Source organism: Pseudoalteromonas luteoviolacea (genome assembly GCF_018100925.1).
Lineage (GTDB): Bacteria > Pseudomonadota > Gammaproteobacteria > Enterobacterales > Alteromonadaceae > Pseudoalteromonas > Pseudoalteromonas obscura.
In genome coordinates, this window is the sequence record NZ_JAGJEH010000030.1 from 1 (window position 1) to 9,201 (window position 9,201).

Annotated in this window: 13 protein-coding genes; 2 read left to right on the forward strand and 11 right to left on the reverse strand. The window is 42.8% G+C overall.

Translation table 11 applies throughout. The features are described 5' to 3' along the window. Positions 1–223: 223 nt before the first annotated feature. From J8M00_RS27700 to J8M00_RS27730, 7 genes are read right to left on the reverse strand one after another with little or no spacing between them, the layout of a single operon-like run. Positions 224–1,111, reverse strand: a complete 888-nt coding sequence (locus tag J8M00_RS27700) for a phage head morphogenesis protein (RefSeq protein WP_211013596.1) — start codon at positions 1,109–1,111, stop codon at positions 224–226. A 1-nt stretch (position 1,112) separates the two neighbouring features. Next, positions 1,113–1,727: a DUF3164 family protein gene (locus J8M00_RS27705; RefSeq protein WP_211013597.1), complete on the reverse strand. Its 615-nt coding sequence runs from the start codon at positions 1,725–1,727 to the stop codon at positions 1,113–1,115. A gap of 4 nt (positions 1,728–1,731) precedes the next feature. Then, on the reverse strand, positions 1,732–3,204 hold the full coding sequence (locus tag J8M00_RS27710; RefSeq protein WP_211013598.1) for a phage portal protein family protein: 1,473 nt from the start codon (positions 3,202–3,204) through the stop codon (positions 1,732–1,734). After that, complete coding sequence (locus tag J8M00_RS27715; RefSeq protein ID WP_211013599.1) at positions 3,197–4,939, reverse strand: hypothetical protein; 1,743 nt, start codon at positions 4,937–4,939, stop codon at positions 3,197–3,199. The genes J8M00_RS27710 and J8M00_RS27715 overlap by 8 nt, the downstream gene beginning before the upstream one ends. After that, positions 4,939–5,439 carry a DUF1804 family protein gene (locus J8M00_RS27720; protein WP_211013600.1) on the reverse strand — a complete coding sequence of 167 codons (501 nt, stop codon included), beginning with the start codon at positions 5,437–5,439 and terminating at the stop codon, positions 4,939–4,941. The genes J8M00_RS27715 and J8M00_RS27720 overlap by 1 nt, the downstream gene beginning before the upstream one ends. After that, complete coding sequence (locus J8M00_RS27725) at positions 5,439–5,690, reverse strand: hypothetical protein (RefSeq protein ID WP_211013601.1); 252 nt, start codon at positions 5,688–5,690, stop codon at positions 5,439–5,441. The genes J8M00_RS27720 and J8M00_RS27725 overlap by 1 nt, the downstream gene beginning before the upstream one ends. Continuing rightward, a complete protein-coding gene (locus tag J8M00_RS27730) occupies positions 5,680–6,096 on the reverse strand; it encodes a glycoside hydrolase family protein (protein ID WP_211009944.1) in 417 nt (138 codons plus the stop codon). Before J8M00_RS27730 ends, J8M00_RS27725 begins: the two co-directional genes overlap by 11 nt. Positions 6,097–6,297: 201 nt before the next feature. On the opposite strand from J8M00_RS27730, the gene J8M00_RS27735 reads away from it, so the two are divergent. Next, the gene (locus J8M00_RS27735) at positions 6,298–6,963 is read left to right on the forward strand and encodes a hypothetical protein (protein ID WP_211013602.1); all 666 of its coding nucleotides are present in this window, start codon (positions 6,298–6,300) and stop codon (positions 6,961–6,963) included. 31 nt (positions 6,964–6,994) lie between these two features. After that, a complete protein-coding gene (locus J8M00_RS27740) occupies positions 6,995–7,774 on the forward strand; it encodes a hypothetical protein (protein ID WP_211013603.1) in 780 nt (259 codons plus the stop codon). 48 nt (positions 7,775–7,822) lie between these two features. Here the strand turns inward: J8M00_RS27740 and J8M00_RS27745 are convergent, their stop codons facing one another. The 4 genes from J8M00_RS27745 to J8M00_RS27760 are packed head-to-tail and all read right to left on the reverse strand — an operon-like array spanning position 7,823 to position 9,155. Then, entirely contained in the window at positions 7,823–8,239 is a 417-nt protein-coding gene (locus J8M00_RS27745) for a Mor transcription activator family protein (protein WP_211013604.1), read from the reverse strand. Then, positions 8,232–8,423: a hypothetical protein gene (locus J8M00_RS27750; protein ID WP_211013605.1), complete on the reverse strand. Its 192-nt coding sequence runs from the start codon at positions 8,421–8,423 to the stop codon at positions 8,232–8,234. The genes J8M00_RS27745 and J8M00_RS27750 overlap by 8 nt, the downstream gene beginning before the upstream one ends. Then, positions 8,416–8,802: a phage protein GemA/Gp16 family protein gene (locus J8M00_RS27755; protein WP_211013606.1), complete on the reverse strand. Its 387-nt coding sequence runs from the start codon at positions 8,800–8,802 to the stop codon at positions 8,416–8,418. The genes J8M00_RS27750 and J8M00_RS27755 overlap by 8 nt, the downstream gene beginning before the upstream one ends. Continuing rightward, entirely contained in the window at positions 8,799–9,155 is a 357-nt protein-coding gene (locus J8M00_RS27760) for a hypothetical protein (RefSeq protein ID WP_211013607.1), read from the reverse strand. The genes J8M00_RS27755 and J8M00_RS27760 overlap by 4 nt, the downstream gene beginning before the upstream one ends. Positions 9,156–9,201 lie beyond the last annotated feature (46 nt).

Below are 9,201 nucleotides of genomic sequence, written 5' to 3' on the forward strand. Positions count from 1 at the left end.
GTCATTGATGACAATATCACCCGAATTATCTCCGGCAATTTGAACCACAGTTGAACCATCTGTTTGCACAGTCTGTATTATGTCATTGGATTTTTTAATCAGAGAGTTCATCAACGTTATATCCTTGTATTGCTTCACAATACAACTCTACTTAACTGGATACTAAAATCAATGCAAACATGAAAGATTTAATACAGATATGAAATGGTAAACGGGAGAAGGTTTAACTCACTTTGGGATGTCTAAAAACAAATGTATTTTTATCCAAACTCGAAACGCGCGTTACAGCAGCAGCTGTCGAAACCTGAGATTTAAAATAATCTTTGCCTTCATTTATAGCTGCATTAAAAATTGGCGTGGCGACTTCTCGAATTTGGTGATCGAGTTTTGCAAGCATTTGGCCTGTTGCCTTGTCTGCACCTAACCATGCAAGACCTGGATTGTAATCCCAACCTAAATCTATACCCGGCAATCGTTCTAGCTCTTCACCAGTTTTTGGATCAACTTCGGGAATTGGTTTTTGGTATGAGGTTAAAGCCGAATCAGGTGTAACAGTTATTCCCATGCGTTTAATGTCAGCGTCACTCATGCTCACTACTTTACACCTACAGTTCCAACCGTTCGGCGGATAATGCGTGTGCCAGAAATTATGTTCAATTGGTAAAAGAATATAATTCCACGCGTTATGTTGCGGTCTTACTCGCGAATCTCCTGCAGTTAAATATAAAAGATATGGCCTACGATGTTTTATCCGTTCTTGCTGTTGCCATCGGCCAGCTGCGCGTGCGGTGTTTTTGTTGTTTTGATAAATTACTTGAGTTCGCCAACCACGTTTTCCATTGTAAGACCAACCATGTTTTGAAACGGTTTTGTCAAAGCGCGCTCTAAAGTCAGTGATCGTTTCACCATTTTCAATCGCAGCAAGTACATCTTTATATAAGTCATGCAACAATTCTGTTTTGGTAGCACCAGCAACGGTAAACGCTCTTGCGTGAATGTGACCAAGTAAATCTTTGTATGACTCAGTTGGTATTTGAACTTTTGATTTTAGATTTGAAATGGCCTCGTCGAATTTTACGAGTTGGCCATACTGGGGTTGGGTATCGGACATATTAGAGTTTGGCTATATCAAGAGAAATTGCTTGATCAGCGCCCTGCTCATCTCGCTTGTAAAACCGGATAAATCGACAGCTATCAATGGTGTTTACAGACTCGGCAATGATGTCCATGGCCTTTTGCCATTTGCCTGTTTCGTCTTGGATTTCTAACTTACGAAGACTCAAAATACGTTGTGGATTGATAGTGCCTTGCTTGTCAGTTGAGAACACTTTATTGACGATGGCTTTGATGTTTTGATTGCCACCTTCGGTCCATTCACTAATGCATTCATCTATCAATTCTTTCGCAATTTGTAGTTCGGAGCCAAGCTCAATGCGTTCTTGAATTTGTATTTTCACAGACAACGAGTGGTCAAAAGATCGCAGTGTTAAATTGCCTTTTTTACCACCCAAATTCACACCATATTCTTGTGCCAACAGGTCTAAAAAGTCGTCAGCTTCATCCATTTGTTGCTGCTTAAAATCGGCAAGTTGTTGTTGCTGTTTCTCTGCAAGTTCTATCGCTTTTTTGACATATTCGTCTTTTATCAGGTCAGTTTGCTTCACGTTCGTGAGTGCTACTAAGTTGCCTTTACCATCTTTTAAAAAGCCTTCAGGTATCGCATTCATATGGTTAAATCTCCTGTTGATTTGCCTCGTTCATTCCCTCTAAAACCTCCAATTCAAGTGCCTTTGCGGCGACTTCAGCCAAGGCTGAATTGGAGATGTTTGGGAATTCATCAAGGATGTTTTGTTTTAGTTCGTCGAGGTTGTTTGCTTGTTTGGCAAACTCAAAAATCTTCTTAATTTCGGCGTCAGTCGCCTGGTCAAATTCGTCAAAAATAGGGATATCAGTGCCCTGTTGGTCGCTTGAAAAATCTTGTTTTGGTGCGCTAGCGATGCCTTGGCCATCGTCTTTTATTTCTAAAAGCTCTTCGCCTTGTTGGGGCTCTGGAATACCCAATGTTTTGTACACATAATCCTTGGAAACAGGCACCATACGGGCTGATTCTCGAATCACGTTTACTGTTTCGAGGTTGATCTCTTTCTTGTCACGCCAGACGTATTTTGGCGGTTCGCCACCGTCGAAATTGACCCTATGGATGGTCTCTAATAGCTGGTTGCGATAACCAGATACAAGCGCCCTATCAGCCCGTTGGTTTTCGCCAGCACGTTTAGCGTGTGTCTCACTGGCTGCACGTGCACCGGCTTTTTGCTCTGTGGCGAGTGTTTGCGACGTCAGCGCTTTACTCATTTCTGAGTTACACAAATTGATAAGCTGCAATTGGACTGGCTCACCAGACATTTTGCTTTCAATGATTTCTAAGCTTGCGTCGTCAGGAATAACGGCAATACCTTCAGTGATCAACTTAGCTAGCCCTTCTAGCAATTCGCCTATTTCCTTATCCTGTGTACCAATAGGATACTTCCCAACAGGAAACGGAACACCAAAACGCTCGCACAACTGAACGAAGAATTTAAAGCCGCCATGTTTAAACATCCAAGGCCAAAAACAGCTACTGAGTAGTGCAATTCCGTATGGATTTTTGGCCTCAGGCATATGCCTAACACACGTCCATCTGTCTTCATTGATGGGCTCGCCTTCGGGGTTTTCGCGGGTTTTAACAAGCAATTCATGATCTGAATTAAAAGCAAAGCGCCCTGCTGGCCATTGTTCAATTGTGCTAGGTATCCACGTGTTATCTTGCTTTTCGAACTTGCCTAAATGGGTTACTGCAAAACCGTGTAAAATCGCACTGTAGTTGTGCCAATCAATGTCCATCCACTGGGTGTTTTTCGCGGGGCTTGAAGCCATGAGTGTCTTGGCAATCTCAAAGCTTTTCATGCTTGTCTCGTCATTGCCTCCTGGCACCAATTCCGCGTTAAATGCGAACATACCAGAGCGTAAACTGCGTAGCTCGCCAATAACATGGGCATCACGGGCTATTTCGTCATATATCAGCGAGCTTTTACCAGCTTTGCGCAATATTGGATCTGGGTTGGGAAGTTCTCGCATCATGGCCCACAGTGCTGGGTCTGTTTTACTCATCGAAAAGGCTTTTTGTAATGCGCGATAGCCTTTGTATGAAAGATGGGGTTTAGACATGATAGCCCCCTATTGATTTGGTTACTTTTCGGCTTCTCACTTTGGGAATACCACCCGCGCCAGTGCTAGCAATCATCCATAAAATGGTGAGCGCACAGCTTAAATCGTAATGGTGGAGGCTTTGTTTCTCTGGCCAATTTTCTAACTCGTCCATAAGTAATCGGCTTCGACGGGTATGAAAAAGAATCTGTGCAGGTTCGTTGATCACAAAGGGCTCTAAGCCCTCGATGCGTTCTTCTTGTGGCACGGTGGCCGTAATACCTCTAAGCGGCAAAGCAACGCCTTGGTCTAATGCATCTTTGATGTAGGTTTGGCGCATAAAATCAAAGGCGTTATTGTTCTCGAATCCCCAAACCAAACAGTTGTATTCAAGCTGCAGCTTAATCAAATCTTTCAAAAGGCGGCTTGGGCCGCGTACTTTTCGGCTTTCATATTCAAGGTGCAATTGCCCAAGCTCTTTTGCCCAAAAGCCAACAAGTAAAGCACTTGGGTCAGCACTGGCTGTTTTGCCCATGCTTGGGTCACATGCACCATACGGTGTCCACAGGTTTAAGCGGTTAACCCAAGTCTCAAAGCGATAAAAGATCTGCTCTTCATCTGACTTGGCAATGCCTTGCATCTCTCTGTTGAACTCTCGTTTGTTTGAGGCTCGCATTGCCATCAAATCATAGAGCGAACGCACACTTGGCCAGCTGGTTTTTGCGCCTTTGGACATGCGCTTTTTGTTCTTAATCCAAAACTTAAAGCTGGGTTTATATTCAAGGGCGACTGCTCGCCCTTTACCTGCGGCTTGTTTCTCAAACTCCTTGTCTTTGTAAAGCATGAGCTCACGACATTGCTCCCAAAGCTCCATGTTTTCAGGGAGCTGCGATATGGCTTTAAAGCGATGCACGATATGGCCTGCAGCATGCTCAGCTCTTGATATGGGGTCGTCATTGTTAAGCACTGTATTAACACCAAGGAATTTAACCCCTTTACCTGGTGGGCCAAGGTATTGCACCGCAGCTTCTAAAAATGCCCAGCGATTGTCCCTTTCCGTTGCTGATTTGGCCTCTTTATCGGTGATGATGTCATCAGACAAAAGTAACTTAGGACGGCTTGCGCCGTGGAATGCACCCCTGACAGATTGTTCCGACCCACGGCTTTCAAAGCGCACACCTTGGGGGGTTGCAAATTCACCGATTTTCCAAAGTGGCGACTTTGCGCAGACTTCGGGAAAGTCCAATATCAGGTTACCATTGCTCAATAACTCAGTTTTTACCACTTCTAAAGTTTTTGCGGGCATCTTTGCTTCAGCACCAAACAGAATGACAAAGTCGATGTAAATATTGGGCTTGGTCAGACCCAGTTCTTCGCATACGGCTTCATCCTGTAGCAGTGCCAAAACCGCTATATATACTGGCGCGATTTTTACAGCTAAAGTGGATTTACCTTCACCACGGGGGGCAACAAACCAATGTTTCCAGTAGTTGTTTAAGTCAATGGCTTTGGGAAACCAATCCATAAAGTACTGTTGGAACTCACTTGGCTTTTGGCCTTCATCCAACCACATATGATGCGGGAAGTAGGTATAAACAAAAAACTCAAAGTCACCGCCTAATACGCGTTGTCTTCGCTCTAAAATTGCTTCAGGGCTTGGGTCAATATCACGTTGTTTGGCTTCGATATCAATTCTCAGCGCTGATGTGATTTGCTCTAATTCTTCTAAGAACTCTTTGTTACTAATATCAGCCATTAGTCATCCAACATGCTGCTTAATTGAGGGCCAAAGGCGGTTAGGATCTCAACCAATTGCGGCGCATAATCGGGGTGATACTTAGATACAAAGCCCGCTAGTTTTTTCATGACATCCGCTGCAACAGCACGCTTTTCAATGGACTTATTACCGCCGCTAAGCTTCATGATTTTTGAGTATGTATCGCTAAGTTGATTTAACGCTTTGATACGGCCATCAATTGATAGTCCTTCATCTTGTTTGATGAGCTCAAAGGTCGCATTGGTTTGGATGGTGAATTCTTCTATAAAGTCTTGGGTAAATTCACCTGCCGGGCCAGTCGCTTTGCGTGCGGCTGCCCGGGCTAAATCCCAATCATCGCCGGTTGCTTTGGCTTCGCTTTTCCAGCGCCTCGCTGTGCTGTCTGCGACTGTGTGTTTAATAGCAGCAACAGACAGTGCCAAAAGCTCATTCACATAGCTGTGCCGCACCGCATTCTTTTTATCTTCTGGGTGTGCCATTAAGCGCCTCCACCCAGTTTTAGCACTTCAGCAGCCATAGCTACAATGAGTCCCGCGCCACCACCCAAAGTCGCGATTTTAATACGGTTATGTGTGACCTTTTCTTCAACCTTTTCGACACGCACTTCAATGCTATCAACGCGCTTTGTCAGGTCGGTTTTAATATCAGTCACTTCTTTTAAAATTGCGGCTTGGGTCGCTTGGATATGACCAATTGACTGAAACAACTGATTCTCTTGTTCAGGCGTCATACCATTCCCCCGTTTTCATTTGCTCGGCCAACTGGTCAGCACGCTCACCAACTTGAACGGCCCAGCGGCTATCGAACATTTCAATTACAGCGGTATCCCAGTCGCCGCGTTCTACAGCTGCGATGGTTTCTTTGAAGTTAAGCAGTCCATGAATGCCAAGGTTAAACGCCATATTGATGAGTACGGCTTTGCGGGCGGGGTTACATTTAGAGGTGTCGATGTGCTTTTCAACTTGGGCAGTAAAATAAGCAATATCGTTGTTAAGTAGGTAATTGATTTCGTCGTCGGTCAGGCCTCTTTGTTCTAGGTTCCTACCAACGCCTATCGATTGATAGCCGCCAGGGCAAACATACACTTTATGCTCGTATCCTTCATGGCCAATGAGTTGTTGTTTTAGTTTTTCCATGCCATTTCCACATGTGGTTGATCACATGGCTAGTCTGGCAAATTAGAGGTGGGATATTAGGTGTAAAATGTTTTACGTGACTTAAATGTTAGTAGTTATATGTAGGCTAAAATAAAACTTCAAGGACTGCAAACAAGTGAACTTACCCCTTTACTTTTGTACAATATCAGTTTCTTATTATAGTTAGAACAAGGAAATTCAGTGTATAAAAGCTTAGATGAGGCGATTCAAGGACTTTTGGAATCTAAAAAACAGCTTCGTTCTTCCATTAAACCACCTTTTAATGATATTGCTATTAAGCCTATTTTCGATTGTGATTTTTGCCGCGAAGCGATTCTTTTTAGATTTGTTGAGCTATCAGAATCAGCTTACCACCTATACAAATCTAATTTGTTAGTCGCTGCTATTGTATCGGTTAGAGCTGCACAGGAAACGATAGCAGTTGTGTGGTATGTTCAGACAAAATTGAAAAGCTTTACTAATAATAAGGACCGCTCAAAATTTGAAAAAATAGTTGAGCGTTTAATATTTGGTTGGTCCAACGACGAAGAATTTCCAGAAAAAATAAATGTACTAACCTGTATTGATTCCGTAGATAAAGAATTGGGTGGCGCTTTTAGAAAGCACTACAACATGTTATCAGAGTTTTCACACCCGAATTACAGCGGGACTTTTGGTGCATATGCACAGCCAAATCACCAGACTAAAGAGGTCGTCTTTGGTAGTTACCCTCGTTCAAAAGAAGTTTTAGAGAGGCGTATTGAAACGACATTAATTCAATGTATTTCAATGCTACACGCTCTACAAAGTGAGTATGAGTCGTTGTATTCCACAGCTTTAGATGTTTGTATTGCGTCCCGTAACTAAACTTAAGCTATAAATTATAAATGGAAAAATTATGGATTTAGAACTAATAAAAATTTTGGCTACAAGTGCTTTCGGTGGCGGAGTGGTTTCCTTTGTTTTGAAAAACTGGTTTGATACTAGATTAAAAAACTCAATAAAACATGAATATGACGCAAAGCTACTGGAATTGAAGAACAGATTTGAAAAAGACAATGCGACTTTATCAGCTATAGAGAATCACTATCGTACAACGAATGCAAAAGGCCATGAAATGGTATTGAACTCAATAGATCTTTTATGGAAAGGTTTAATTGAAATTCGATGTAACCGCCCTTCACTTTTAACTCTAGTTAACGTCTTATATGAGAAGGAATTTGGCGAATATTTTGGCAACAAAAAAATTAAAAACTACCCCGAAATAACAGATGATGATATTGGCTGTATCTATGGTGGAAATGTCGCTCGCATTCAACAAAATCGTTTATTTGCAGGAGAAAAACTATGGCTATATTTTTCATCTTATCAAAAGTTATTGGCACGCATTAGTATAGTCGTCAAAAGAGGTAGGGAAGAAAAAAATGTACCTTTATGGTGGGAAGATCGCATATGTCTAGAAATAATTTCAGATTTATGTAATGAAGAGGAAAGGAGCGAGTTTGCCAGTCTAGAACTTGAAAAAATAACTTGGCTTCAGAGCCATATTGAGCAGAAGTTCTTGCTGCATGCAAATAGAATAATCTCGGGAGAGAGCTCTATAGACTCGGCATTAGAGCAATCGGTTCGGATTACAAAGAAGTATGGAGCTAATGAGATTAGAGAGGGAGTCCTGTAACCAGCCCCCACACCTAACAACGAAGGCTGATCACTCTTTCCAACTAAACTACAACTTCAACTCCATTTGCTTATGCGCATCGCCAACTAATATCGGTGCGCCATCGGCTTCGGAGGTCACTATTATGTTGATCATTTGTCTGGTCAACTTATAGCGTCTTACCAAATCTTGGACAGAAGCGCCCTGCTTAAATTCCTCTCTCAATTTAATGTTCCGCAGCTGAATCATTATTTTGTCTAGCTTTGGGATTTGGTAAGTACTGCCAGCATGGTTACTAAGCGCCCTTGCCATATCCACGCTAAACCGCTTACAAAATTCATGGTTAGGCGTTGGCTTGTCGGGAATAAAAAACAAGTTGCCCTGCTCTTCACTTAAGGCGTTTACTGCATCATCCAGCCCCATAATTTCCACAAACAACCTCAAACCGTGTGGCAGCAAAGATGCATCCAATTCATGCTCAGCCATCGTCTAATTCCTCTAATAGCTGCTCAATGCTGAACTCATTTGATGCGGCCTGCATTTCTCTTGTTTTGTCCCATTTAGTCCTAAGCTTGCCAATACGCTTAATATTTGGCGGCAAGTTATCGTACTGGGCCTCTTCGTAAAGCGGTCTATCTGGGTTAATTAGGATTGGTTCACCTCTAGGCATGATTCGTCTCCTTACGATGTAGCCATTGTTTTAAAATCTCTATCACTGCTTGCCAGTGACTTTGTGCATTGTACAGGCGCTTACCGTCACAAAACTTCTCACAAAAAGCATCACATGCCTGTTTTGAGTCTTTTTCGACTTTTCCTGCACTGGCCAATTGACCCCAGAGGCTATAAATCAGCTTAAGTTGCTTTGGCATTTCTTGCTTAGGAGCTATATCCTGATAGCGTTTTAGCAATGCCCGTTGCTGATTAGGTGTTAGGCCAGTACAGCTGTTGGTCAATCCGCCACTAATTTGCTTGACGTTTTTCACATGGCATACCTGATCAATGCCAGCTGCGCGTTGTGCTGCTTTTATCGCTTTAATCATAGGGTTCATGCTGCATCCTCCACGCGTTCTACTCGGTGCTCTGGGAATATCACAAACTTTTCTAGTTCAAAGTCCCACGGTTTGGAGTCATCAATGCATAAAGTGGCTATGTGCCCAAAACGGTTGGTAAATTCCTTGGTAAAACTTACCTCTAAATTAACCTTGGCTAATTGCTTGCACTCATATAACCTCTGCCCTAGGAAAATACAAAACGCCGCTGGTACATTGCCGTTTACGCCATCTAAAATGGTCCCGCTTGGGTCCACTGTGGCCAAAACACTCAGCATGTGTTGGTCGGTAAGCGTGTCGTTTAATACGAAATGACCGCCAAAGGTATGGTGATATATCTTTACTCTTAACATGGTGTTTTCCTTAATTAATGAGCCCAGTTGCAGCTAGGCTCGTTGT

Excerpts from the sequence above, each read along its gene's own strand:
- J8M00_RS27700 (WP_211013596.1), bottom strand. The coding sequence starts at position 1,111 with ATGTCCGATACCCAACCCCAGTATGGCCAACTCGTAAAATTCGACGAG.
- J8M00_RS27705 (WP_211013597.1), bottom strand. The coding sequence starts at position 1,727 with ATGAATGCGATACCTGAAGGCTTTTTAAAAGATGGTAAAGGCAACTTA.
- J8M00_RS27710 (WP_211013598.1), bottom strand. The coding sequence starts at position 3,204 with ATGTCTAAACCCCATCTTTCATACAAAGGCTATCGCGCATTACAAAAA.
- J8M00_RS27715 (WP_211013599.1), bottom strand. The coding sequence starts at position 4,939 with ATGGCTGATATTAGTAACAAAGAGTTCTTAGAAGAATTAGAGCAAATC.
- J8M00_RS27720 (WP_211013600.1), bottom strand. The coding sequence starts at position 5,439 with ATGGCACACCCAGAAGATAAAAAGAATGCGGTGCGGCACAGCTATGTG.
- J8M00_RS27725 (WP_211013601.1), bottom strand. The coding sequence starts at position 5,690 with ATGACGCCTGAACAAGAGAATCAGTTGTTTCAGTCAATTGGTCATATC.
- J8M00_RS27730 (WP_211009944.1), bottom strand. The coding sequence starts at position 6,096 with ATGGAAAAACTAAAACAACAACTCATTGGCCATGAAGGATACGAGCAT.
- J8M00_RS27740 (WP_211013603.1), top strand. The coding sequence starts at position 6,995 with ATGGATTTAGAACTAATAAAAATTTTGGCTACAAGTGCTTTCGGTGGC.
- J8M00_RS27745 (WP_211013604.1), bottom strand. The coding sequence starts at position 8,239 with ATGGCTGAGCATGAATTGGATGCATCTTTGCTGCCACACGGTTTGAGG.
- J8M00_RS27750 (WP_211013605.1), bottom strand. The coding sequence starts at position 8,423 with ATGCCTAGAGGTGAACCAATCCTAATTAACCCAGATAGACCGCTTTAC.
- J8M00_RS27755 (WP_211013606.1), bottom strand. The coding sequence starts at position 8,802 with ATGAACCCTATGATTAAAGCGATAAAAGCAGCACAACGCGCAGCTGGC.
- J8M00_RS27760 (WP_211013607.1), bottom strand. The coding sequence starts at position 9,155 with ATGTTAAGAGTAAAGATATATCACCATACCTTTGGCGGTCATTTCGTA.